The following is a 24,280-nucleotide window of genomic DNA, read 5'->3' as shown; positions in this document are numbered from 1 at the left end:
TGTAATAATTTTATACTAAATTACTGTAGACGAAAAACGAAAGCTGTTGCCATAAGCTTTACGTTTTTCTAAAAGAGGAGAGAACGAAATGAATATATTATTAGTATGTAATGCTGGAATGTCCAGCTCGATTTTAGTAGATAAAATGAAAAAGGCTGCAGCTGCACAAAATTTGGATGTAGTCGTAGAAGCGAGATCGAACAATGCTATTAACGAAGAAGTAGGAAAATGGGATATTTGTTTAGTAGGCCCACAAATTATCTATGCGGTTGACTCTATTAAAGCAACTTTAGGCATTCCGGTTGCTGCTGTGGAGCCACGAACTTATGCCATGGCGAATGGTGAAGAGGCTTTGAAACAAGCTTTCAAAATGCATGAGGAAGGGAAAGCATAATTTATGTCCAAGGTAGAGCGATTATCAGAAATAGCAATGAAAATTATTACCTGTGCAGGGCTTGCTAAATCGAATTATTTAATGGCTTTAGAAGATGCGAAAAAAGGTAATGTAGAAGAAGCGCAAAAAAAGTTACAAGAAGGTTCCGATGTATTTGCTGAGGCGCATCATGTACATGCCTCTGCATTATCTGATGAAATGAAAGAGTTGGAGCCACAAGTAACATTACTACTTGTGCATGCAGAAGACCAGCTTATGAATGCAGAAACGATAAAAATATTAGTGCAAGAATTAATGGAAATTCATCAGGCAAAATAAGCTAAAATCCTATTAAAAGGATAAGAATAGTAGATTATATAATGAAGGAGATAAATAGACATGAGTGAAACGTATAATATATGGGCGGAAACGAAAACAAGAAATAATTTACAGGTGGATGAAGTTGTTTCATCTTTACAAAAATCTATCCGCAGAGCGATGGTGGAGGAAGCTTGTGCATATGCTTATGAATTATATATTAGCTCCCCGCAATTACTCGATAGAATGTGGAGAAGATTATTAACTATTTCTGTAGAAGATATTGGATTTGGTAATCTGGATGCTGCTATTCATGTGCAAAACTTAAATGAAATGCGTAAAAATTTCCCATACAGTGATGGTGACCAGCCGATGTACTTTATTCATGCCATCCGTATTTTATGTGAAAGCACGAAAGATAGATCGAGTGACTTTTTAAAAAATATTATAATTAAAGGTTTTGCAATGGGGCAAAAACCAGAAATTATGGACGTAGCATTGGATAAGCATACAAAACGAGGAAAAGAAATGGGACGCGGTTCCAAACATTTCTTTGAAGAAGGAACCAAGGTTATCCCACAAATGAAAGTAGACAATGATTATCGTGAGCGTTACGGTAAAATTTTGGAGACGTATGATCCAAAAAATGCAGTGCCAAATGCATTTGTTTATAGCCCAGACCAGTTTTAAGAGCAAAGGCTCGAGTCGCCCGTTTAGTAACGTAGCGAGTGGAACGAATCAACTGAAGTTTTAGGAATCATGCCACTAAAACAGGGGTATGCTAGCGTCTTTAGTCGGTCTTCCTATTTAGGACGAACCGATGGTGACTGACTGATCGTAGGGCGATTCGTGAAGTCGCCTAGTTGCTGGGCGCTGGACCTGGACGGGACTTAATAAATTAATAAGTTATCCACGGTTGCAAACCATATTATGCTAGAACGTGAAAAAGGCTGCATCTCTAAGTAAGGGTGCAGCCTATTTTTTAATACCGTGCAGAAATAAATCGATAATTGTTTGGATCATAATTTCTTTGTCATTTGTAAATCCATCTAGTTGGAGCACATGATGACTGATAATATAGCCAAACATGATGTAGAATAGTAGGTCAACGACTGCTTGGCTATGCACCTCTAGCCAAATATTCTTTCCTTCAACCAGCGTCCTGTTGGAGTATCGGCAAGTCCGCCTTCTCCTGTTTCTCGTAACGCAGAAGGCATTGTTTTTCCAATTCGATACATAGCTCCAATCACTTCATCACAAGGAATTCTACTTGTAACACCTGCTAATGCCATGTCTGCAGATACAATTGCAAGTGCGGAGCCGCCAGCATTTCGTTTTACACAAGGAACTTCAACAAGGCCTGCTACAGGATCACAGACGAGCCCGAGCATGTTTTTTAAAGTCATGGCAAATGCTTCTGCAGATTGCTGAGGTGTTCCTCCAGCCATTTCCACAATAGCTGCTGAAGCCATAGCGCCAGCTGATCCTACTTCTGCTTGGCAACCACCAGCTGCTCCTGAGATAAATGCATTATTTGCTACGACAAAGCCAAATGCACCGGCAGTAAATAAATAGCGAATCATTTGCTCGCGAGTAGGATGTAATTGGTTTTTAACTGCAAATAACGTTCCTGGAACACACCCGGCGCTCCCTGCAGTTGGGGTTGCACAAATCGTTCCCATGGCAGCATTTACTTCGTTTGTTCCCATGGCCTTACTGACGCCATCTAAAAGCAGATGACCAGATAGTGGTGTTTTCTCTTTCATATAATTTTGAATTAGGACGGCGTCTCCCCCTGTTAAGCCAGTAACAGATTTCACGCCCTGTAAACTTTCTTCAATGGCATTTTCCATGACTTCAAGATTTTTTTCCATACTTGCGATTACTTCTTCACGCGTTTGTTCTTTAACATCCATTTCTTGTTGGATCATTACTTCTGATAGTAATATATTTTCTTTTTCGGCGATTTCCACCAGTTCGGCTACTGTTCGAAACATAGACAAACTCCTTTCTGTTTTACAGGCTATAATATAAAATAAGCATTATATCGCCTGATTTTTAAATATTTCGTCTTAAATTAACTAATAATTGTACAAACATTAGTAATATGTGGTGCTTGGCGTAATTCATTCAAAAGCGTATCTTTGATATTTTGATCGACTTCAATAACCATTAACGCAGCATCACCAATATCCTTTCGATTTACTTCCATGTGACCAATGTTTATTTCATGTTTGGCTAAAATGGTTGTTACGGAAGCGATCGCGCCAAAGCGGTCATTATGCATGATTAACAGTGCAGGATGGTTGCCAGATAAACGTAGCTTAAAACAATTTAATTCCGTAATTTCGACTTTGCCACCACCAATGGATATGCCGACTAACTCGACTTGGTTTTGATCATTACCAACGATTAATCGGGCTGTATTAGGGTGGTCTACAGCTGCTGTATCTTCAATAAAATCAATGGAAAAATTGCGTTCTTTTGCCATTTCTAACGATTGATTCATACGTGGATCATCTGTTTCAAAGCCAAGCAATCCTCCCGCTATAGCGAAATCTGTACCATGCCCTTTATGCGTTTTAGCAAATGATTCATATAAATGTATTTTGGCCCAGTTCGGTTCAGACCCTAATAAATTTCTAGCTGCTTTACCAATTCGCGCTGCACCAGCAGTATGGGAACTGGATGGTCCTATCATAACAGGACCAATAATATCGAACACAGAATTGTATTTCATATGTGGTCACCACCTTAAAAAATTGTTTGAAGTATCCCTAGAAATGGGTTATGGATTTACTGACGTTGTAGATAAATATATCTTGACAGGATTATCGGAGAAATAAGAAGCTTTCCCCGATAAGATAAATTACGTTTTTAGAAAGATAAGAAGTATAAAATCAGGTGCTAGTGGATCGGAAAAAACTTACTAACACGTCTGCGTCATTGCTTACCAACTAGGTGATTTCACGAAAACGCTTTACGATACGTCATCATGGTTTGCCCCTAAGAGGCATGCCGACTAAAAATGAGTTTGACGGCCAACGGCATCATCTCCCTGTTTTCATGGCATGATTCCTTTTCCCGTTAATTCGTTCCATTCGCAACGCTGTATACAGATGCTTGCACCTTTGTTCATGGCTTCGTGCTTTGTGCTTCATAAAAGGCGGTTTTATTCGCGTCAAGTATTTTAGTAACGAACATGATTCCAGAAAATCTAGTTGATCTTATCGTTACCCATTAATGTCAACTAATTCGCGTATACGTTTCATTTTAAAGTTTCTTAAATGGGCTCTGAGCCAAAAAAACTCCATCATGCATGGAATCCTGCCACAGCACGGTGCATTTATTGAGCGCCTATAGATGAAGAGATCTTTATCACTACCTAAAAATGATAGTCAGGAGCTTTGTCTGCACTTAACATAGTAACTTTTAAACCTGGCCTCCCATCGTACCACGGAAGGCAACCTTTAGACAATCTTATTTATTCCATTTGTTTTCTGGATATTACCACTGTACATATCTGCGTTTAGCAACCCAATATTTCAATTATTGTTATTTTCGTTAAGCGATACGATTCGTAGATAACGGTAAACACTTGATTCAGACATTCCCATGACTTTAGCAACGTCCATTACCGTACCTTTAATATCAAATACACCATGTTCCTTTAATTTGGAAATAACGAGTTTTTTTTGTTCAGTTGATAATTGGGCACCCGATTCTAATATATCTTTGTCTACTTGTGTATAAATAATGTTGTGAATATTTTCGGTCAGTTTTTCAACGGATTGTTCCTGTTCGGTTTGTTTGTCTATATACTCTATATCCCAGCTTAGGTTAGCTAAATGTAATAAATCCTTTGCGACTTTCCGATAGGCATCTGCATCAAAGTTTATACATAAAAGACCTTGTAATTGACCGTTATGGTCTTTGATAAACATGGTAGACGAACGAAATTTCTTACCCTTTGGCCCTTCTCCAACATAATTTACAACAAAATCTTTCTTTAAATATACTTTGTCCTCAATTAATTTTTTGGCATAGTTCGTTAAGGGGCTATTTAATGATCTTCCACTTAATTCGCCATGGATGATGTGACCAATGTGAGAACCTCCATCAGAATCTAAAACATGTAATACGAATTCATAATTAGAACCACAAATTTCACCAAAATAATTCATTATATTTTTATAGTGTCGAAAAAGTTGATCATCCAAATCGGTACTCCTCCTTTTTATAACTCTTTTTTTGAATGATTGGTTATGCATTTTTAAGATAAATTTAAGCGCGAATTGTTTATCATCATGAATGTATAACAACTACTGATGATAAAAAGAGTTCAAAAAGGGTTGTTCGTTCTTTAATAAATGCCCATTCTTCATTTATCCCATTCATTTTTCCTTGTTATTTATTGTTATTCAATTCACAATCGGCTAAAACATATTTCTAAACTTATTAAACAAATTATGCTAGACGAACAAGTTTTGCAATGGAACATCTCGGATTTCAACTGCTAAACAAGAAGATAATAAACATTCTTCATTTAAAAATTGGTAGAATGGAACGCTTTTTTATACAGATAATTATAACAGATTTTAAAGACAATCCAATATAATAATAATAAATTTTTGTTATAAAAATATTTTATTATTATATGTTGACGCTTTATATTGCATGTGATATTCTTAATTTGTAATAATAAATTATTATGCTAGAAATTTTTTATCAGAACAGTCGTGCGCTATTTAAAAAAAGACTAGGTAACTTGTTCTTGCATCATTTCAAAATAATATTAGGAGGTGAAATCTAAAATAGAAATAACCAACTAGAAACGGTTTTCTTATCGATTATTTGACGTATTTTGAAAGCGGTTTTGTTATATGTAGTTCTTGCTATCCGTAATAAATAAAGTAATTACTACAATTTTAGAATTATTGCTTTTATTATTTTTCTAGTCTAACAAGTGGTTTAACTTCATATTGTTATAAAATTTCAAATATTTAGTAAACTATTCACTTTGACCACATTAGAAGCATTTTCAAATAAAATTTAACCGGATTTAAATGCGTTTTCATTTTAATAAATGTTATCTCAAGATTATTCTGTGAAATTAATTAAATTCAAGGGAGGATTGGTCATGAGCGTAGTAACGATGAGAGAAAAAAAGAATGTCAGTTACAAAAGTTGTTTTGATGTGATTGGACCAGTTATGATAGGACCCTCTAGTTCACATACGGCAGGCGCTTTAGCAATGGGATTGATTGCAAATAAATTATTTAAAAAACTTCCAAAAAAAGTGGTAGTAAAGTATTACGAATCTTTTGCAGAAACGCATAAAGGACACGGAACAGATTTAGCCATTATTTCTGGTATATTAGGTTTTGAGGCTGATGATAGCAGGGTGCTAGAGGCTATTAAAATAGCAGAATCTAAAGGTATTGATATTACTTTTTTAGAAAAGTCAGGAGATAGCCCTGCTGGACATCCCAATACTGCTGATATTTACCTCGAGGATGATAGCCGATATATTCGAACAATGGGCATTTCAGTTGGTGGCGGATTGATTAAAGTGAAACATATTGAAATCGATGGATTTACCTTACAACTCGAAGGTTCATTACCGATCATGATAGCAATTTCGGGAAGCGACAATCTGGAACTTGAATTGCACAGAATATTTAAAAAACACGACGTGGACATTAATAACTCTACCAGTTTGGAGAAAGACGGAAAATACTTATACCAATTCGATTTGGATTCACAATTAAGTAGTGATGCTCGGAAAGAATTAGAAAAACTCAGTGAGACAGCTAATGTCATTATACTTTAATTATTACTAGGGGGTGAAACAGGTATGTATATGTCCATTAAAGAAATAGTAGATACTGCAAATGAAAGACAGGTACCCATTTATACATTAGCAATAGAGCAGGAAATGGAAGTAATGAGATCTACTTTTGATGAAACTTGGAGTAAGATGGAAAAAAATTTAAAAACGATGGAAAATGCTGTGAATAAAAGCACTGAAGGCGATGGCGTATTTTCCCTGACAGGGTTAACTGGAGGAGAAGCGGTAAAAATAAAAAAATATCGTGCTAACGGGAAAACGCTTTCTGGTGATATAATGATGAACGGTGTCCAGAATGCTATAGGTACAAATGAAGTGAACGCAGCTATGGGGGTTATTTGCGCTACGCCAACCGCTGGGGCAAGTGGTACCACACCAGGTGTGCTATTTACTATTAAAGAAACATTACAGTTAAGTCGTGAAGAACAGATTCATTTTCTGTTTACTTCATCATTATTTGGCATGATTGTAGCAAATAATGCGTGCATTGCAGGAGCTTTAGGAGGGTGTCAAGCAGAAGTAGGTAGTGCCTCCGCAATGGCGGCTGCAGCGGCAGTAGAAGCTGCAGGAGGGACACCAGAGCAATCAGCGCACGCTTTCTCGACCGCTCTACAAAATTTACTTGGTTTAGTTTGTGATCCAGTCGCAGGTTTAGTAGAGGTTCCTTGTGTAAAAAGGAATGCCGTTGGAACGGCTAATGCATTAGTGGCAGCAGATTTAGCATTAGCTGGTGTAGAAAATCTAATAAATGCTGATGAAGCAGTTGAGGCAATGTATAAAGTGGGTAGACAGATGCCACGGGAATTAAGGGAAACTGGATTAGGTGGGGTTGCAGACACGCCGACAGGAATTGCTATTAGAAATAAAGTTCTTGGAAAAGAAGAATAAGTTTTATCCTTCATTTGAGTAGGTTAACGCCCAAAAAGATTATCCAAAAAGCAAGTGACGTAAAACCACAATATGATAAATCAATATATTAAAATGACGAAGTGACCTTTTTGGGCGAGAACTACATTATAAATAAAACATTTATTTCTAACAAATTGTGAAATTATGAACAATAATTAAAATTTATACCTCACAAGGAGGAAATTAAAATGGGTCAAACTGTGGCTAAAGTACAGGAAGTTGAAAAAACTACAGAAGATGTTAAACAATATAAAAATCCTAATAAATGGCATATGCAAGATACCACTTGGGCAATGAGTCTTTTTGGAACAGCAATTGGGGCAGGGGTACTCTTCTTACCAATTAATGCTGGGGCAGGGGGGATATTATCTTTACTTTTAATTACGGTACTTGCATTTCCTGTCATGTACTTTTCACATCGGGCAATGGCTAAAATGATCTACTCTTCCGAATCTGCTGCTGGCGGGATTACTGCTACAGTGAGGGAATATTTCGGAAAAAAAGCTAGTACGGTTTTTGATATCATCTATTTCTTTTCGATCTATGCCATCTTACTTATGTATGCAGTTTCGTTAACGAATACTGCAGGAAGTTTCATGGAGCACCAATTGAATATGCAGGCGCCATCAAGAATTATCCTATCGCTTATTTTGGTTCTTGGTCTAATTTTTATGGTGAACTTTGGTCATGATGTCACTGTAAAAGTAATGAGCTGGATTGTATATCCATTTATAGCAGCCTTGGTGTTTTTATCTTTATACTTAATTCCCCAATGGGATTTATCAAATTTAAGTTTAGCTGGTAATTTTGCATCTGTAAATGGAGGTGTAGGTTTTACAGATGTTTTAGGAATGACTTGGTTTATCCTACCAATTATCGTATTTTCGTTTAACCATTCTCCTATGATATCTACTTTTGTTATTAAGCAACGGGAAAGCTATGGAATAGAAAATGTAGACCAGAAGTGTGCTAAAATACAAAAAGTTTGTTATATCATAACGATTTCAGTTGTGTTGTTCTTTGTATTCAGTTCTGTTTTAAGTGTCACTACTAGTGAATTGGAAATTGCCAAAGAACAAAACTTACCAATACTTTCGTTTCTTGCTAATAAATACAGTATGCCGTTATTTGCCTATGCAGCTCCTATCATTGCTTTTATTGCTATTACAAAATCGTTTCTTGGCCATTACGTAGGTGCATATGAAGGGCTAGAGGACATTATTGTGCAAGCCTTTAAATCCCGTGGAAAAGATATAAATAGTAAAAGAGTAAAGAATATCATTGTTGGTTTTATGATTGTGACATGCTGGCTAGTTGCTTATGCGAACCCAAGTATTCTTGATCTTATCGATATGATTAATGCACCACTAATTGCGTTAATATTATTCTTATTACCAATGTATGCAATTTATAAAGTGCCTGCACTAGCTAAATACAGAAAACATTATATTACCAACGCATTTGTCATTATTGTGGGTATACTAGTAGTTCTATCAAGTATTAAAGCATTCTTTTAATCTACGAGACTTTTTATTAGATAGTCAGGAGGGGGAGTTTATCTGTCCCAAACGGTTTGAAAAAAATAAGTCCAAACGTCTTGACCTTATTCTTAATTGAATAAGGTTTTTTTTACTGTCGCTCGACTAGATTTATCACTTAATAATAGTTTTACAATTTTTATGTTCTCACTTCTTGTAATAGAAGTAGTGATAAAAATTGTCTAAGGTTGAGAAAGTGATAATTAAGTTATGTGCAGTTGCATTGGATGAAGTTACTCTTCATCATTATAAATCACTTTTTCAAAGTACGATGCTCTTTGGATGTTTTTTCATTAAAATAGAGAAAAAGGACAATGGTATTCATTTATTGAGGTTTTGGCTCTTGTTTACTTGACACTTGTGGAAGATTAGTACAGCTAGTTTGTTTCCTAAGTAAGCGGAAAAAGTTTAATTGAGTGGGTGATACGTTATTGATATGCTAAAGGTGCAACCAAGCACCGGTACTTTAAGTCTAGGACAATTCATGAGTGAACGGAACTTCCTTTTCATCTAAAGTACATAAGCTTATGCGATATACTTTATGAAAGTGGGGACGTTGCATGAAAAACAAATTATCTGTCGTTATTGCAGGTGGAGGGAGTACGTATACGCCAGAAATTATTCTAATGCTGTTGGACAACCTAGATCGCCTTCCTTTACGCAAAATTAAGCTATATGATAATGATGAAGCAAGGCAAAATAAGGTTGCTAAAGCATGCGAGATTTTAATTAAAGAAAAAGACCCAACGATTGAATATGTGGCGACAACAGATCCTGAAGAAGCGTATACCGATGTGGATTTTTGTTTAGCGCACATACGTGTAGGTCAATTACCTATGCGTGAATTGGATGAGAAAATACCATTAAAATACGATTGTGTAGGACAGGAAACATGCGGACCAGGTGGAATAGCATATGGCATGCGTTCTATTGGCGGGGTAATTGAAAACATTGATTATATGGAAAAATATTCTCCGCATTGTTGGATGTTAAACTATTCGAATCCAGCTTCTATTGTGGCAGAAGCGACTCGGAGACTACGACCAAATTCACGGGTCATTAATATTTGTGATATGCCAATCGGAATGGAACATGGCATTGCTGATATTGTTGGTGTTCCTTCTCGTAAAGATTTAGATATTCGCTATTACGGTCTTAATCATTTCGGGTGGTATACTTCTATAAAAGATAAAACCGGAAAAGAATTACTTCCAGCGTTAATTGAACATATGAAGCAATATGGTTTTATTAATGGGGAAGAAGGAATGGCAACGGAAAATAAAGATAGTTGGTTTGAGACGAATCTATTTGCGAAGCATTTAGTTGCTGTCGAACCTACGACCATTCCAAATACGTATTTAAAATATTACCTCTATCCGGATTATGTGGTAGAACATACAGATCCAAGCTATACACGAGCCAATGAAGTAATCGACGGCAGAGAGACGGAAGTGTTCACAGCTTGTGCGGAAATTGAAAAAAATGGTCATTCCAAAGGCACGAGTCTTGAAATTGGCATACATGCTGAGTTTATTGTTGATTTAGCAACGGCGTTAGCATTTAATACGCAAGAACGTATGTTAATTATTGTTGAAAATAAAGGCGCTATTAAAAATTTCCCTGATGATGCTATGGTGGAAATACCTTGTATTGTCGGCAAAGATGGTTATGAGCCGTTAGCAATGGGAGAAATACCTACCTTCCAAAAAGGACTTATGGAGCAGCAGGTAGCTGTTGAAAAGTTAGTAGTAGAAGCATGGATCGATCAGTCATACCAAAAGCTATGGCAAGCTTTAACTTTGTCACAAACTGTTCCAAGTGCAACAGTAGCAAAGCAATTGCTTGATGATTTAATGGAAGCAAATAAGCAATATTGGCCTGAACTTCATTAAAAATGAATGCTATTATGGTAGAATTTAGCTAGCTATCTGTTATAATATTATAGGATAGATGAAAGAGAACTTTCATTTACAACAAGAAAATAATTTTGTTTTTGTGAAACATAGGTCGCGCTTCGTCCTTCCAGTTTTTGCTTAAAATTGGGGATGACAGCGCGTTTATACTTGTACTATAGGAAAACTTGATTTTCTATGGTTTATAGTATAAGAAAAAATACAGCTTCCCCCATAAAGATGTGGCGATAAGCTAAGTTTTGCTAACAAAATATTTTCTTTTCAATTTCTTAGAAAGGCGTCATCTTATGGATAAACGTGTATATTTACTCACTATCGTATCATTTGTAGTTGGAATGGTAGAATTAATCATCGGGGGCATATTAGATTTAGTGGCAGCAGATTTGAATGTCAGTCTTGGTAAAGCGGGGTTGTTAATTACGATATTTTCACTTGTATTTGCCATTACAGCACCAATTCTAATGATTGTCACCGCAAAATTTGAGCGAAAACGACTTATGCTATTTTTCTTACTGCTTTTTTCTTTAAGTAACTTAGTTGTTGCGTTTAGCTCTGTATATAGCATGTTATTTGTTGGTCGAATGCTTTCAGCAGCAAGTGGATCGCTATTAATTATTCTCTGTTTAACGATCGCTGCTAACATTGGTAGTGAGAAGCACCGTGGACGTGCCATTGGTTTTGTATCAATGGGAATTAGCGGTTCAATCGTTCTAGGTGTACCAATCGGGTTGGTACTGGGCAATACATTTGGTTGGCGTGCTCCATTTTTATTCATTGTCTTATTAACGTTGCTGTCCATGGTCGGTGTTTATTTCTTCATGGACAAAGTACAGCCTAAACCGCAAGTACCAATAAAAGAACAAATTAACTCATTAAAAGAAAGTAAAATATTTTTAGCGCACTCAACTACTTTCTTATTTATGGCTGGACATACAATACTCTATGCTTATTTCACTCCATTTGTAAAAGAAACAATGGGGATTAGTGGTAGTTGGCTTAGCGTAATTTATTTTGTGTTTGGCATTGCAGCTGTTAGTGGTGGAGGCATAGGTGGAACGATATCTGACCGTTTTGGTACAAAGCGAACCATGCTTACAACATTAATTCTTTTTGCTGCATCTATATTTATCCTTCCATTCACAACGTCTATATGGCCGATATTCATTATTGTGATGATTATATGGGGGATGATGAGTTGGGCGATCACCCCAGCATTGCAAAGTTATTTAATTGAATCGGCTCCTGCAACAGCAGATATTCAGCAGAGCTTAAATAATTCTGCCTTACATTTTGGAATTGCGTTTGGTTCTTTTATCGGCAGTATTGTCATTGAACAAGCTCACGTGGAACAAAATGCCTTTGCAGGCGGAGTGCTAATTAGCTTTTCTATCATTACAATATTAATTTCAATGTCCAAGACTGCAGTCACAAGAAAACATAAAGCAATATATAAATAAGAGCAGTAAAAAGCGTGTGTGCTAGAAAAAGCACACACGCTTTTTTAAGTCGCTCGAGTTCGTCGTCAATTCGCCCGCTCCCGCGCGTATTCGCTCATGCAAGTCGTCAATTCGCACGCTCCCACGCGTATTTCGCTCATGCAAGTTTGCAATTCGCTCGCTCCCACGCGTATTCGCTCATGCAAGTCGTCAATTCGCCCGTCCCCGCGCGTATTCCGCTTCTGCAAGCCGTCAATTCGCACGTCCCCGCGCGTATTCCGCTCCTGCAAGCCGTCAATTCGCCCGTCCCCACGCGTATTTCGCTCAAGCAAGCCGTCAATTCGCACGCTCCCGCGCGTATTCGCTCAAGCAAGTCGTCAATTCGCCCGTCCCCGCGCGTATTCGCTCAAGCAAGTCGTCAATTCGCCCGTCCCCGCGTATATTCGCTCAAGCAAGTCGGTAATTCGCCCGTCCCCGCGTATATTCGCTCATGTAAGTCGGTAATTCGCACGTCCTCGCGCGTATTTCGCTCAAGCAAGTCGGTAATTCGCCCGTCCCCGCGCGTATTTCGCTCAAGCAAGTTTGCAATTCGCCCGCTCCCGCGCGTATTTCGCTCAAGCAAGTCTGCAATTCGCCCGCTCCCGCGCGTATTTCGCTCAAGCAAGCCGGCAATTCGCTCGCCCCCGCGCGTATTTCGCTCATGCAAGTTTGCAATTCGCACGTCCCCGCGCGTATTTCGCTCAAGCAAGTCGGTAATTCGCACGTCCTCGCGCGTATTTCGCTCAAGCAAGTCGGTAATTCGCCCGTCCCCACGCGTATTTCGCTCAACCTCGCGGGAAAAGCGCTCATGCCCGTTTCCGTCCGCCATCTAATGTAATTGATTACCTTGCTGCACGATCGTATAGCTGTTTAACATATGTTGCATGTCTTGTGGTGCTAGCTGTGGGACTTGATAGTAGCCATGTTTGTTTTGATATAGAAAGATTTCATAGCTCATTTCGATAAAGTTTGGAACGGTATCTGCAATGACGCGACGCAGTACAGGGTTTGTCATTTCCGTAGCTGTCATCGCTAGTAGTGAGCTTAAAGATTTTGTGTTTCCGAGCATGTAAGCAGACAGCCCTTGATCAGATAAGTCGTTAATGGATGCGTTTGGTTTTTTGGGCTGACCCGGGGTTATGCCATAAACGACATTGTTATCTTGCTGCATCTCATATTGTTGTGTTGGCACTGCTGGGTCTTGTCCGGTTTGAAATGTTTGCACAATCGTGTTGTAAGCTTGCGTGACGAAAGCGGTTTGTCGTTGTAAAATATCCTTTAACTCGGGGTCTTGTATATGCTGATCATACATTTGGTATTGGTCAAGCATACTAATTATCCCCGCAATGATTTCATGTGCATCAAATAATTCATGACCTCCATGATTGGTGTTTTGCTGATTTGGCATCGATCCAGGTTGTTGCTGGTTACCTTGCTGATTCATGTTGTGCATAATGAATTCCTCCTTGATGGTGTATTTTCCTTCATAGATTTTCCTGTTTATTTAATTTCATGTATTTAAATTTTTTTTATCGTACACATAACCTTTTATTTTATTGGCAAACATATAACCATAACGCAAAAAGGGTGGTGTTCATAGTGCGATTAGAGCAACCAAACTGCTGGTCAGAGCATGGTGCATTACAAACAGTGCTCGTTTGTTCTCCCTCCGTACAAAGTATTCCAAGTCTACAAGTGGCAGAGAATGTACAATGGAATGCTCCAGTTCAACAGGATGTAGCAATGGAAAATCATCATTCACTTATATCTGTTTTGAAACAGGAAGGTGTTCAAGTGATTGATTATGCTTTGTACTTGGATCTGGTCACGAGACAATTAAATGAGCAATTAATTAATCGTTTTTTTGTACGTGATTTGGCTTGTGTATTTGGCAACACGATACTCCCGGGGATCGCAGGGACGTTTATGCGGCGAGCAGAATATGATCACGTTCATAAACTTTTGGGAAACTGGTTTCCAGAAACTTTTACTAAAGACGTCACGGAAGGTGTAAAGGCATTAGAATATGGAGATGTCCTCATTCTAAATGCAAATGCTGTTTTTATTAATATTGGTATGCGTACAAGCTTGGAGAGTGTGGAACAAATGATGGGGCATATTTTTCAAGCAGGATTTACAGAAATTGGACTGATTAGTTTGCCAAGGCGGGCAGACACGCTTCATTTAGATATGAATTGTAATGTGGCAGCAGAGGATGTCGTCATTGCTAAAAGCTATATGTATTATTTGCCAGTGCAAGTTGTCAATAAAGAAGGAATAAAGGGCTATGACATGACAGAGAAGTTTTTGCATCGTCATGGGTTTGACATATATTGGTTGGACAAATATGAGACAATACCTGATATTAACTTTCTTAATATAAACCCAGATACATTATTAATTAGTAAACAAGCACATAAGCAAATGTTAAAATCCCATCCCAAATTAAAGAACAAACGCTTTATAGAAATAGACGTTTCCGAATTAGAAAAAGCTGGCGGAGGTATCCGTTGTATGACGTTGCCTCTGGTTCGTAAATAGGCAACATGAAAAAAGGGCAAATGAACTGGTGGCAGCTGTCTTTATTAGGTGTGGGATGTACCATTGGAACAGGCTTTTTCCTTGGAAGTAGTATGGCGATTAAAAACAGTGGTCCTCTGGTTATAGTGGCATTTGTTTTAGCGGCAGCAGGAACGTTTATCGTCTACGATTCTTTGGCGAGTATGTCAGTGGATGACCCAAATAAAGGGTCATTTCGCTACTATTCTCAAAAAGCATTTGGCAGTTGGGCAGGTTTTAGCAATGGATGGGTGTATGCTTTTTCAGAAATTCTAATTATGGGTAGCCAACTTATCGCCTTAGGGATATTTACGCAATTCTGGTTTCCAAATGTTTCTTTATGGCTGCTTTGTGCCATATATGGCGCGCTAGGGTTACTGGTCATTTTAACTGGTATGAAAGGGTTTGAAAAAATAGAAGGCTTATTTGGCGTAATGAAAACAGCTGCCATCCTTATGTTTATTTTCGTAGCGGTATTTCTATTAGTGAACTTTGCAGGAGGAGAAAGTTTATCACCTTCCTTCAACAAAACAAACCTATTTTCAGAAGGACCAATCGGTGTTTGGCATGCATTGATTTATGCTTTTTATGCGTTCGGTGGTGTGGAGGTAATGGGGTTACTAGTTATTGATTTAAAAAACACGAAAGAGGCTCCTAAAGCTGGAAGGGTAATGATGATTGTCCTTACTGCTATTTATATTATATCTATTAGTCTCATTCTCGTTCTTATATCATGGCAAACGATCCATGCTGATGAAAGTCCGTTTATTACAGCGCTTAACCCGTTCTCCATTCCTTATGTAACAGATATTTTTACCGGGGTCTTCATTATTGCAGGCTTTTCTACGATGGTTGCAGCACTATTTGCAGTCCTCACGATTTTAGTTTCGTTAGCAGAAGACCACCATGCTCCTTCTATTTTTCAGCATCATGGGAAATGGAATGTGCCTTGGCCAGCATTTTTATGCACGACAGGTGGGTTGGCGGTATCCGTTATTATTGCGCTTGTGTTACCAGAGCGCTTATTTGAATATGTGACGACTGCTGCTGGGTTAATGTTACTCTACAATTGGATGTTTATATTAGCTACGTTCTTAAAACAAAAGCAACAAACAGGGTGGCAAAAAATAAAGCCGCTCATCGGAATGCTACTTATTGCCATAGCTGTATCTGGTACGTGGGTGGAGAAAACGAGTAGAATTGGTTTTTTCGTCAGCTTTGTTTTTATTTGTTTCATTGCTTTAGCTACTTTCTTGTCTCGTTCCACAAGAACACATGGATAGGCGACGAGCGTCCTATCCATGTGTTCTCATTACCTTCTTCTATTGTAAGAACGAGCTCATTTTTTCTTTCATACGCATAAACGGACACTTGCTAGGACTCTCATCATCGTCACTTAAGAAGTATTGTTTCCATTCATGATTATCCTCTTCGCCATACCATTTTAAATCGGGGTGGCCAGGTACCCCATCATACTGCAATAGCCGCTTGCGAATAATATTTTTCATTTTGCGCCCAAATGTGGTGTTTCCATTCAGGTCTTCGAATACCCAGCGTGGCTGAAATGCTATCATAAAATAAGGAAAATAGCGGCTTTTCCTTTTTCGATGTGCAGGAGTAGCACAAAAAGCAAAGTAAGGCTCACCTGCAAAACAAAATTCCCACTCATGGTGTTCAGGTTCTTGTGGAATTGCTTCTGGCCACGGTTGTTCATCATAAGCAGTAACTTGATTCAAAGCATTCCAAAACAAATTGCGATAATCTTCTACGGAATAATTGCGAATCATATCCTCTGGTGTCTCAAAGAACACGGCCAATGACGTGTAGTTGCCAAAGCTTCTAGCATGATTGCCATATGTTTTTAATGCAGTTGCTAGCTCTTCTGAAGCGCTCGTTTCACGTGGATCGGATACGAAGCAGAAACGAAGCTGATTGTCTAAAAAACCTTGTCTTGCAGGAACGCAAGGGTACGTATTCGTATCTATAAGCATACTGGTGAAGGTCTGATAGGCTTGCTGTTTCCATTGTGGCAAATTGGTTATTTCCGCATCAAGTGAGTGTTTCTCATATAATGCACCCATTTTTCACTTCCCCTTTCTAGTGGTAACGTATGAAAAAGGGGCATATTAGGTGCTTGCCTATACGCATGATGAAGTTAGGAGTTAAGTAAAATATCACTTTGTTAACAGCAGGAAAGCCTCGTATCCGAAATAGACGCCAAAGCCGATAAGCATGATCCCAGCTCCAACGGTAATGATATACTGCACTTTTGCATGAAAAAATTTGCGAAAAGAAGTAGCTACACTCGCCATCACCAAATCCCAAATAAGAATACCAAGAAAAATACCACTACTATATATAATTAGCTGGAAATTACTATATAAATCACTTGTTTTTGCCAATACAGCACCGTAAATACCTAGCCAGAAAATAATGTTTAACGGATTTGAAATAGCAAGTAGAAAACCTGCGCGAAATGATTTGAATTTTGATGTTTGTCGAGAAGAACGATGAATGTGTAATGATTTTTTTGCGCTGACGATACTTTCTATTCCGGTATAAACAAGAATGAAAAAACCAAATAGCCAGAGGAAAGTTTTCATAAGTGGCGTCGTTAAAAATTGCGCCACGCCAAAGTAAATGAGCAACATAAAAACCAGATCGCCAATCATTCCACCGAGCCCAACTAACCAAGCATGGATAAAACCGTGATTCATCCCTTTATTTAATTGTGCCGCGTTTATCGGTCCAACGGGTGCAGAGAGAGAAATTCCTAATAAGATATAGCTAAAGAAATTCATTCGTTCACCTTCTTTTAAAATGATTGGATGGCGCATCATGGAGAAAACAGCTATGTATATTTCCATACTATTGTATTCATAGTATGTAGCTTGTACCACTATTTTATTTTTACACGACGGATAATTATAAGCTAAATTTTTCGGAGAATCTTTCTCTAAGTAGTAGATGTAGATGATTATGCACACAAAGAAGATGACAGATGGTATACTTAAGCGTAGATGAGGTGAAAAGATGCAACGTTTACTTTTTGAGGCTGCATGGGAAAAGACAATCGATGCTAGAGATCGGGAAGAAATAGAAAAAATTTTTGAACAAGTAAAGGAAATGAAAGAATCGCAATCGTTTTTTATCTTAAGCCAAGCGCGTAATCATCGTAACGATTTGCTTGTAACGGTGCTCATTCAAAATGGTTTGGAAACGGACTGGGTTCTTTGTGGGGAGCAGTTGTCGTACTACGAAGCAAATAAGCTTATTGCCACGGAAGTTTTTTCTGATAAGCGATTAATCGTTCCTGCCAAGTGTAGCATGCCGTGGACATTTATTTTTTCTGAAAGCTCCGTACAACAGGAACCGAATTTTAAAAAAGGGGCATTACAGATGTTTTCTGAACGATAAAGTCCTCTCCTTCAGGAGGAGGGTGAAAGTTAATCCGGAACAAGGTTCTAGGACAAGGGTTTTTCCACTGTAGGAAAGCATTGAAACGCCAGGACTGAAAGTATAGGAAATGGTCATAAATAAATTGGACGAGCTTTTTCCATAAAGCCTTTGGCGACAAGCTAAATTCTTCTATACAAGCAATAACCGTCGTGTATTTAGAAAGGGAGGATGGGATGACTAAGCGGACATTAGTAATGAATGTAGATATAAAAGAAGCACATGTGCAAAGCATTCAGCAGGCATTGCCAGATTGGAAAATTGTGGCAAATAAAGCGTTGGATGAAGTGCAGGACGATATAAAAGAAGCTGAAATTATGTTGCATTGGAAAAAAGATATGGAATCCATTGTATTTGAAGAAAACAAGAATTTGCAGTGGGTGCAAACATGGAGTGCGGGAATTGATAACCTGCCATTATCAGAGCTTGAGCAAAGAGGGGTTCACGTTACGAGTGCGAATGGTGTGCATGCTTATCCAATTTCGGAAACCATTTTTGCGCTTATATTGGGACTTACTCGAAAGATTCATACGTATGTGAAGCAGCAACAAGATAAAGTTTGGTATCATGCGCGTTTGAATCAGGAAATACACCACAAGACGATCGGTATTATCGGTGTTGGAGCAATTGGTCAGGAAACAGTTAAAATTGCTAAAGCATTTGGCATGAAAGTGCTCGGAGTGCGTCATTCTGGAAGGCCTACTGCGTATGTGGATAATATGTACAAGCCTGAACAACTAGATCACGTACTTGCAGAGAGCGATATTATTGTTATTACACTGCCATTAACAGAAGAAACGAGACATATGTTTGCAAAAAAACAGTTTGAACAGATGAAAGATTCAGCTCTACTGATAAATATTGGGCGTGGTGCTATTGTGCAGGAGGAGGATTTGATTAAAGCATTGCAAGCAAATGAAATAGCTGGAGCTGGTTTAGATGTTTTTGCTAAAGAGCCTTTGCCAGAAGATAGCCCACTTTGGGAAATGGAAAATGTGATTATAACTCCTCATACTGCTGGATCAACGGAGTATTATGATGAACGAGTTATAGACGATATTTTTCTCCCTAACTTACAGCAATATCTTCAAGGAAAAACACCTAAAGTGAATGCCGTTCATTTTGATAAAGGCTATTAAAATATCGGTAGCTATCTTCTTTATAGGAGATAGCTTCATTATAGGAAGAAATGAGGGAAAATAGATGCACTTATTATGGGATTTTGACGGGACACTGATAAATACGTACCCGATGTATACGAAATGTTTTCAGCAAGTTTTAGGAAAAGGAGTAACAGAGGAGGAAATATATGGGGAACTGAAAAGATCCTTTTCTCATGCCGTTGCCCATTTTCATATGACGAAAGAGCAGGAATTAGAGGTGCGCCGTCTTATTAATCAAATTCAACCAGAGGAAGTGAAACCTTTTGACGGTTTGGAGCGCGTATTACAGGCAGCAGATATTAATGTCATTATGACACATAAGGATTATAAAAACGTGAAACGCATCTTGGACTACCATGGTTTGACTTCTTATTTTAATGATATCGTTACAAGTGATGATGGATTTCCACGTAAGCCGGATAGCGCTTCCTATGCTTATTTACATCATAAGCACCGTATTGATATGGCGATAGGAGACAGAGAACTTGATTTGTTACCTGCAAAAGAACTAGGGATTAAGACGTGCAGTTTTCAAAATGAGCATGCAGAAGCAGATTTTCATCTTTCTTACTATCATGATTTTTTTTACACGATAGGGAAGTAGATCATTTAACGTTTTAGCGTATAAGTTGTTATAGAGACTTCGTCGTATGCTTCTTTTAGGTGGCAATGTAAAAGGGAGAGAGGTCATTTGCTTTTCGAAGCCATGCTGTTCACCCTCTTTTTTATTGCAATTATGTGAAACATCTTTTCTTTACGTGAATTTTACGGTAATATCTAATTATGTTTGTTTAAACAAATAGCTTCATGGTGAACATTAGGGTTAAACAAACATTGTGTTTCCGTCAATATTAATGTGAAATTATTCACGTAATGTTTATATACGTGTAAAAGGAGTGACTTTATATGGAGCGACAGCCAATCGAGCAAGCGGTGAATCTTGCTATAAAAAAGAAGGAATTATTAAATACATCATTCATAAGATATATGCTGCGAGCGGGTTTGTCAGGAATTTATGTGGGTATAGGATTAATATTATCGTTTAAGCTAGCAGAAGGATATTTTGATATTCAATCTCCGACTGCAACGATTATGGCATCGATCTTTTTTGGTGTTGCCCTCGTGTTAATTATTTATGGTGGTGCCGAATTATTTACTGGTAACACGATGTACTTTACGATGAGTACGTTGAGGAAGCAAACGACAGTCAAGGATACGGTGCAAAATTGGCTTGCCTGTTATAGTGGGAATTTGATTGGCGGAGTATTGTTTGCCTTGTTAATTGTTGGAACAGGATTGTATGCTTCCACAGAAAGTAGTCATTATTTAATGAAAACAGCTGCCGCTAAAATGGATTTAGGCATATGGGAACTATTTTTTCGAGGCATATTATGTAATTTGATTGTCTGTTTAGCTGTATGGATTCCTATGCATATTAAAGGCGATGGCGCTAAAATATTTGTTATGCTGTTGTTAGTGTTCGGTTTTGTTGCGTCAGGATTTGAGCATAGTGTTGCCAATATGGTTACTTTTTCATTAGCGTTAACAGCACCTCACCCAGAATCTATTACCTTATTAGGAGCGATTTATAATCTAATTCCTGTTACGATTGGAAATATTGTCGGAGGTGGTTTCTTTTTAGGAGGCATCTACGCTTATTTAGCTTCGCCTAGTAAGCAGTATAAACAAACCGTAGAGATAGCACAGGAAAAAAAGCTCGGATAAAAGTACTAGCTTATAGTATATAGTAAAAGGAATATAACCTGCATGGTATCTTTCATGCAGGTTTGGTTATTGTTTATGGTTGCTAACTGCTAGTAGCCGCCGTTTGATTTTTTTCCATTGCATTAATACCCATGACGACGACAATGAATTCTTCTGCTGATAATTGATCCGTTAAGTTGGTCAGTTCATAAGCGGAAGAAGAGAAAAAACTGTTAACACGTGTGAAGGTTGCCACATCTTGATATCTTTCATCCATAATCGTAAATGATTTCGACAGAACAGGGGAAGTAATGGTGTATTGATGTTCCCTATTATGTGTCGTATACGTATACTTTTTTGCAAATGAAAACCAGTTTGCCTTTAATGTTCCTCGTATTTCTCCAGAGCTACTTACTAACCAGTTACTCGAAAAGAAATGTTTAAACTTCCCTGCTGCAAGCTCTCGGTTGTGGATATCATACACCGTAATACTAGTTGAAAAAGCGGTTTTTAAATCTAGATCGCCAATCCTTTCGTTACGACTGTTTTTAATGCTCGTTTTTCCAGACGAAAAAAAAATTATCTTCAATATAAATTTTATTCTCCATCCAATCCTCCTTCTATTCTTGGGTTTCGACCTGTATACCAGATAAATGCACGTTGTGTCATATGCATAGGAATGTTATATAAGGGAGTGGTATGAACAGGTTTACTTCGATTTGCTGTTTCTATATTTGCTAGGTCAAAACGTTTTTGAATAAAATTTTGTTCGAGCTTCAATTCAATGATTTTTTCTCGGGTTGTAATGCTTGTTGTCATGAAGATTCCTCCTGTACGGACTTGCAGTGTTTCTCCATGAATTAAAAAGCGAGTGAAATAATAATCTAGTAAGCGTGACATGATCGTGAATAGGAACAAAATGATTGATATAGGCCACCATTTTGGAAAGAAAATAACAATAATAATGGTGCCAATGATCCAAAGTACAGGTATTTGACACATTCGTGCTACTAACGATTTCTTCGGGAGTGATTCCATATTTGTTTGTACTTGGAATTCAGGTAGTATTTCTTCAATGATCGTATATGCGCGATGAATTGGTAAAAATGGATAAAGGGAATTTACTTCTTCCCCTGAAAGGTCAACCCCACCGGCACTAATTAGCTTTACTTCAGCTATTTTAAGCATGCGTTTTAACAATGATTGTTCAATATGAACGGCTTGCACATTTTGCTTTCGAATGGAAAAGTGTTGCTCGTTTAATACACCTTTACGAATATAAACCCGTTCATGATCAGATGAGATTTCATAACGACCATATTTTAAGTAAGTACGAATTATTCCAAAACCAATTGCAACGATAATAAATAGGATGATTAGAGTACCAATCCAAAACCAGGAGTCCTTTACAAATTGAATAATCTTATTTCCCGTTGCAGATAGATCATATACTTCGTCAATATTACTAAACAATGATGCTAATACAGGGATAAGCAATAAATAGCTAAATGATAAGACAGAAGCTTTTAAAATGTCTTTTTTTGTTGGATTAAAGTGGACAACTTTTTCTTCTTTTGTCATGGCTTGGGCTTCGTCTGTTTCTATTATATTTGTGTCTATCGTATCTGAACTTTTCTGTTTCGTGTAATGGTCTAAAACATATTCAATTTGTTTAGCTTCCTCCTTCGTAATGGCTGTAAAAGTGAAGGATGAATCCTCATCTTCCGCCCCCGTTTCTAACGTCAGCGCTGTTAGATGAAAAGGTCGTAAATAAAACGGGGTATTTGTTTGGACATTTTGAATCCGATCATACGGAATTTGATGATGTTTACGTGTGAATAGGCCTTGCTCGATTTCAATGAAACTTTCGTTGATGGTATATGTAGTACGCCACCACGTTACAATAACGGAAACAAATTTATAAATTAGGTAGACAAAAAATAAGATTCTACCAATTTCTACCCACGTTGCTTCCGAGGAGTAGTTAATTACAAATAAAATAATAAATACGAAAAAGATATCCTTTAATGATGTAAAAAATGATACGGGCATCATCATGGGGTGCATGCGCTTTTTTTGATCCATTAGTTCTCCACTTCCTTCACTTTGGCGAGTTCAGCAATTTCATTTCGAATAGCCTTTGCTTCGTCCTCTTGTATAGCAGGTATTTCATGAGTGGAAGCCATGGTACCAATGGAGATACTTGATAGTCCGTATTTTCGTAAAATGGGTCCTTGTTGTAGACTAACATATTGAATTTTTGTCATAGGGATAACTTGGTGTGCCAAATTCCATCTTCCGTGCTTTAATTGGACAAATTCCTTATTCAAACCATACCGCCAATATTTTTGTAGTAATGTCGGTTCAAAAACTATACTCCAAACAGCAGAGATAATCGTAAAACCTAATAAGCCCCATAATACATAACTAATCCAGCTATACCAAGCAAAGTGGGAGTCCATGATAAGTAAAACGACTAAAATAAGGAGAAATATAGTATGTCCGATTGTGTTTGTAATCCGCCATACATTAATAGCGTATGGTGAAATTTTTCGTTTCGGTTCTTCTATGTTTTTGTACAAAATAAACCCTTCCTTTGCAGTCTTTTATAAGATAGTTTTCTAAATAAGTTTATAAATGCAGTAGAAATATCTTCTTTTCTATTTATGTTTATTACGATTTAGATAGGGTGTGGGTTTCAATATGTTTTTATGAAATTATACCTGAAAAGGTTTTTAATGGAATTTAAATGTGGCAGCAGGTGAGGCTTATCCGCTTTTAATTGCTGATAGAACTAACCAAGCCGAACATTTATATTGTTCGGCTTGGCTGTATTTTGGAAAGTGGCTTGATTTATTTCATTTCACGCACCTATCAAGGTGCGACTTGGAAAAGATATCACTGACACAGACAAGGAAATATTTTAATCCACGCACCTATACAAGGTGCGACAAGTTCTAAGACATGCCACAGAAAGTGAAATAGCAATTTCAATCCACGCACCTATACAAGGTGCGACGG

Annotated in this window: 24 protein-coding genes; 14 read left to right on the top strand and 10 right to left on the bottom strand. The window is 37.8% G+C overall.

Features of this window, described 5'->3' with window-relative positions; all coding sequences use genetic code 11:
* Window positions 1–88: 88 nt before the first annotated feature.
* The 3 genes from BUB45_RS10020 to BUB45_RS10010 are packed head-to-tail and all read left to right on the top strand — an operon-like array spanning window position 89 to window position 1,381.
* Window positions 89–394 (top strand): PTS sugar transporter subunit IIB, encoded by a 306-nt coding sequence (locus tag BUB45_RS10020; RefSeq protein WP_073008284.1) that lies wholly within the window; start codon window positions 89–91, stop codon window positions 392–394.
* 3 nt (window positions 395–397) lie between these two features.
* A complete protein-coding gene (locus BUB45_RS10015; RefSeq protein ID WP_073008281.1) occupies window positions 398–712 on the top strand; it encodes a PTS sugar transporter subunit IIA in 315 nt (104 codons plus the stop codon).
* A 60-nt stretch (window positions 713–772) separates the two neighbouring features.
* Window positions 773–1,381 carry a hypothetical protein gene (locus tag BUB45_RS10010; protein WP_073008278.1) on the top strand — a complete coding sequence of 203 codons (609 nt, stop codon included), beginning with the start codon at window positions 773–775 and terminating at the stop codon, window positions 1,379–1,381.
* 285 nt (window positions 1,382–1,666) lie between these two features.
* On the opposite strand, the gene BUB45_RS20175 is transcribed toward BUB45_RS10010, so the two are convergent.
* The 4 genes from BUB45_RS20175 to BUB45_RS09995 form a co-directional block, all read right to left on the bottom strand.
* Entirely contained in the window at window positions 1,667–1,819 is a 153-nt protein-coding gene (locus tag BUB45_RS20175) for a hypothetical protein (protein WP_212590761.1), read from the bottom strand.
* Between the two features lie 2 nt (window positions 1,820–1,821).
* Window positions 1,822–2,688 carry an L-serine ammonia-lyase, iron-sulfur-dependent, subunit alpha gene (gene sdaAA / locus BUB45_RS10005; protein ID WP_073008255.1) on the bottom strand — a complete coding sequence of 289 codons (867 nt, stop codon included), beginning with the start codon at window positions 2,686–2,688 and terminating at the stop codon, window positions 1,822–1,824.
* Between the two features lie 80 nt (window positions 2,689–2,768).
* Window positions 2,769–3,431, bottom strand: a complete 663-nt coding sequence (gene sdaAB / locus BUB45_RS10000; RefSeq protein ID WP_073008253.1) for an L-serine ammonia-lyase, iron-sulfur-dependent subunit beta — start codon at window positions 3,429–3,431, stop codon at window positions 2,769–2,771.
* An 805-nt stretch (window positions 3,432–4,236) separates the two neighbouring features.
* Window positions 4,237–4,911: a helix-turn-helix transcriptional regulator gene (locus BUB45_RS09995; RefSeq protein WP_073008250.1), complete on the bottom strand. Its 675-nt coding sequence runs from the start codon at window positions 4,909–4,911 to the stop codon at window positions 4,237–4,239.
* Window positions 4,912–5,831: 920 nt separating this feature from the next.
* Here BUB45_RS09995 and sdaAB (BUB45_RS09990) point away from each other — a divergent pair.
* From sdaAB (BUB45_RS09990) to BUB45_RS09970, 5 genes are all read left to right on the top strand, one after another.
* Entirely contained in the window at window positions 5,832–6,524 is a 693-nt protein-coding gene (gene sdaAB / locus BUB45_RS09990; protein WP_371413670.1) for an L-serine ammonia-lyase, iron-sulfur-dependent subunit beta, read from the top strand.
* A gap of 24 nt (window positions 6,525–6,548) precedes the next feature.
* Window positions 6,549–7,430 carry an L-serine ammonia-lyase, iron-sulfur-dependent, subunit alpha gene (sdaAA, locus tag BUB45_RS09985; protein ID WP_073008244.1) on the top strand — a complete coding sequence of 294 codons (882 nt, stop codon included), beginning with the start codon at window positions 6,549–6,551 and terminating at the stop codon, window positions 7,428–7,430.
* Window positions 7,431–7,639: 209 nt separating this feature from the next.
* Window positions 7,640–8,968, top strand: a complete 1,329-nt coding sequence (locus BUB45_RS09980; RefSeq protein ID WP_073008240.1) for an aromatic amino acid transport family protein — start codon at window positions 7,640–7,642, stop codon at window positions 8,966–8,968.
* Between the two features lie 581 nt (window positions 8,969–9,549).
* Entirely contained in the window at window positions 9,550–10,881 is a 1,332-nt protein-coding gene (locus BUB45_RS09975) for a 6-phospho-alpha-glucosidase (RefSeq protein WP_073008237.1), read from the top strand.
* A gap of 308 nt (window positions 10,882–11,189) precedes the next feature.
* Window positions 11,190–12,359 carry an MFS transporter gene (locus BUB45_RS09970; RefSeq protein ID WP_073008235.1) on the top strand — a complete coding sequence of 390 codons (1,170 nt, stop codon included), beginning with the start codon at window positions 11,190–11,192 and terminating at the stop codon, window positions 12,357–12,359.
* An 847-nt stretch (window positions 12,360–13,206) separates the two neighbouring features.
* Here BUB45_RS09970 and BUB45_RS09960 read toward each other — a convergent pair.
* Entirely contained in the window at window positions 13,207–13,830 is a 624-nt protein-coding gene (locus BUB45_RS09960) for a spore coat protein (RefSeq protein ID WP_073008230.1), read from the bottom strand.
* A 146-nt stretch (window positions 13,831–13,976) separates the two neighbouring features.
* Between BUB45_RS09960 and BUB45_RS09955 the strand changes: the two genes are divergently transcribed.
* Window positions 13,977–14,918 carry an arginine deiminase family protein gene (locus BUB45_RS09955; RefSeq protein WP_073008227.1) on the top strand — a complete coding sequence of 314 codons (942 nt, stop codon included), beginning with the start codon at window positions 13,977–13,979 and terminating at the stop codon, window positions 14,916–14,918.
* A gap of 20 nt (window positions 14,919–14,938) precedes the next feature.
* On the top strand, window positions 14,939–16,219 hold the full coding sequence (locus BUB45_RS09950; RefSeq protein WP_244527709.1) for an amino acid permease: 1,281 nt from the start codon (window positions 14,939–14,941) through the stop codon (window positions 16,217–16,219).
* A 39-nt stretch (window positions 16,220–16,258) separates the two neighbouring features.
* Here BUB45_RS09950 and BUB45_RS09945 read toward each other — a convergent pair whose 3' ends face one another.
* Window positions 16,259–17,017 (bottom strand): YqcI/YcgG family protein, encoded by a 759-nt coding sequence (locus BUB45_RS09945; RefSeq protein WP_073008221.1) that lies wholly within the window; start codon window positions 17,015–17,017, stop codon window positions 16,259–16,261.
* Window positions 17,018–17,110: 93 nt separating this feature from the next.
* Window positions 17,111–17,737 (bottom strand): LysE family translocator, encoded by a 627-nt coding sequence (locus BUB45_RS09940; protein ID WP_073008462.1) that lies wholly within the window; start codon window positions 17,735–17,737, stop codon window positions 17,111–17,113.
* Window positions 17,738–17,969: 232 nt separating this feature from the next.
* Between BUB45_RS09940 and BUB45_RS09935 the strand changes: the two genes are divergently transcribed.
* The 4 genes from BUB45_RS09935 to BUB45_RS09920 all read left to right on the top strand — a co-directional run bounded on the left by BUB45_RS09935 (window position 17,970) and on the right by BUB45_RS09920 (window position 21,280).
* Window positions 17,970–18,353, top strand: a complete 384-nt coding sequence (locus BUB45_RS09935) for an SLAP domain-containing protein (RefSeq protein WP_073008202.1) — start codon at window positions 17,970–17,972, stop codon at window positions 18,351–18,353.
* Window positions 18,354–18,568: 215 nt separating this feature from the next.
* Window positions 18,569–19,531: a D-2-hydroxyacid dehydrogenase gene (locus BUB45_RS09930; protein WP_073008199.1), complete on the top strand. Its 963-nt coding sequence runs from the start codon at window positions 18,569–18,571 to the stop codon at window positions 19,529–19,531.
* A 64-nt stretch (window positions 19,532–19,595) separates the two neighbouring features.
* Window positions 19,596–20,159, top strand: coding sequence for an HAD-IA family hydrolase (locus BUB45_RS09925; protein ID WP_073008196.1), 564 nt, complete (start codon window positions 19,596–19,598; stop codon window positions 20,157–20,159).
* A gap of 302 nt (window positions 20,160–20,461) precedes the next feature.
* A complete protein-coding gene (locus tag BUB45_RS09920; protein ID WP_073008194.1) occupies window positions 20,462–21,280 on the top strand; it encodes a formate/nitrite transporter family protein in 819 nt (272 codons plus the stop codon).
* Between the two features lie 82 nt (window positions 21,281–21,362).
* On the opposite strand, the gene BUB45_RS09915 is transcribed toward BUB45_RS09920, so the two are convergent.
* From BUB45_RS09915 to BUB45_RS09905, 3 genes are read right to left on the bottom strand one after another with little or no spacing between them, the layout of a single operon-like run.
* On the bottom strand, window positions 21,363–21,848 hold the full coding sequence (locus BUB45_RS09915) for an LURP-one-related family protein (RefSeq protein WP_073008191.1): 486 nt from the start codon (window positions 21,846–21,848) through the stop codon (window positions 21,363–21,365).
* An 8-nt stretch (window positions 21,849–21,856) separates the two neighbouring features.
* Window positions 21,857–23,344, bottom strand: coding sequence for a PH domain-containing protein (locus BUB45_RS09910; RefSeq protein ID WP_073008187.1), 1,488 nt, complete (start codon window positions 23,342–23,344; stop codon window positions 21,857–21,859).
* On the bottom strand, window positions 23,344–23,841 hold the full coding sequence (locus BUB45_RS09905) for a PH domain-containing protein (protein ID WP_073008184.1): 498 nt from the start codon (window positions 23,839–23,841) through the stop codon (window positions 23,344–23,346). The genes BUB45_RS09910 and BUB45_RS09905 overlap by 1 nt, the downstream gene beginning before the upstream one ends.
* Window positions 23,842–24,280: the final 439 nt, after the last annotated feature.

Origin of the sequence: Virgibacillus chiguensis (assembly GCF_900129865.1) — a bacterium.
Classification (GTDB): domain Bacteria; phylum Bacillota; class Bacilli; order Bacillales; family Amphibacillaceae; genus Virgibacillus; species Virgibacillus chiguensis.
This window is presented reverse-complemented; position numbering and strand designations above follow the sequence as displayed.

Excerpts from the sequence above, each read along its gene's own strand:
- BUB45_RS10020 (WP_073008284.1), top strand. The coding sequence starts at position 89 with ATGAATATATTATTAGTATGTAATGCTGGAATGTCCAGCTCGATTTTA.
- BUB45_RS10015 (WP_073008281.1), top strand. The coding sequence starts at position 398 with ATGTCCAAGGTAGAGCGATTATCAGAAATAGCAATGAAAATTATTACC.
- BUB45_RS10010 (WP_073008278.1), top strand. The coding sequence starts at position 773 with ATGAGTGAAACGTATAATATATGGGCGGAAACGAAAACAAGAAATAAT.
- sdaAA (WP_073008255.1), bottom strand. The coding sequence starts at position 2,688 with ATGTTTCGAACAGTAGCCGAACTGGTGGAAATCGCCGAAAAAGAAAAT.
- sdaAB (WP_073008253.1), bottom strand. The coding sequence starts at position 3,431 with ATGAAATACAATTCTGTGTTCGATATTATTGGTCCTGTTATGATAGGA.
- sdaAB (WP_371413670.1), top strand. The coding sequence starts at position 5,832 with ATGAGCGTAGTAACGATGAGAGAAAAAAAGAATGTCAGTTACAAAAGT.
- sdaAA (WP_073008244.1), top strand. The coding sequence starts at position 6,549 with ATGTATATGTCCATTAAAGAAATAGTAGATACTGCAAATGAAAGACAG.
- BUB45_RS09980 (WP_073008240.1), top strand. The coding sequence starts at position 7,640 with ATGGGTCAAACTGTGGCTAAAGTACAGGAAGTTGAAAAAACTACAGAA.
- BUB45_RS09975 (WP_073008237.1), top strand. The coding sequence starts at position 9,550 with ATGAAAAACAAATTATCTGTCGTTATTGCAGGTGGAGGGAGTACGTAT.
- BUB45_RS09970 (WP_073008235.1), top strand. The coding sequence starts at position 11,190 with ATGGATAAACGTGTATATTTACTCACTATCGTATCATTTGTAGTTGGA.
- BUB45_RS09960 (WP_073008230.1), bottom strand. The coding sequence starts at position 13,830 with ATGCACAACATGAATCAGCAAGGTAACCAGCAACAACCTGGATCGATG.
- BUB45_RS09950 (WP_244527709.1), top strand. The coding sequence starts at position 14,939 with ATGAACTGGTGGCAGCTGTCTTTATTAGGTGTGGGATGTACCATTGGA.
- BUB45_RS09945 (WP_073008221.1), bottom strand. The coding sequence starts at position 17,017 with ATGGGTGCATTATATGAGAAACACTCACTTGATGCGGAAATAACCAAT.
- BUB45_RS09940 (WP_073008462.1), bottom strand. The coding sequence starts at position 17,737 with ATGAATTTCTTTAGCTATATCTTATTAGGAATTTCTCTCTCTGCACCC.
- BUB45_RS09935 (WP_073008202.1), top strand. The coding sequence starts at position 17,970 with ATGCAACGTTTACTTTTTGAGGCTGCATGGGAAAAGACAATCGATGCT.
- BUB45_RS09930 (WP_073008199.1), top strand. The coding sequence starts at position 18,569 with ATGACTAAGCGGACATTAGTAATGAATGTAGATATAAAAGAAGCACAT.
- BUB45_RS09925 (WP_073008196.1), top strand. The coding sequence starts at position 19,596 with ATGCACTTATTATGGGATTTTGACGGGACACTGATAAATACGTACCCG.
- BUB45_RS09920 (WP_073008194.1), top strand. The coding sequence starts at position 20,462 with ATGGAGCGACAGCCAATCGAGCAAGCGGTGAATCTTGCTATAAAAAAG.
- BUB45_RS09910 (WP_073008187.1), bottom strand. The coding sequence starts at position 23,344 with ATGGATCAAAAAAAGCGCATGCACCCCATGATGATGCCCGTATCATTT.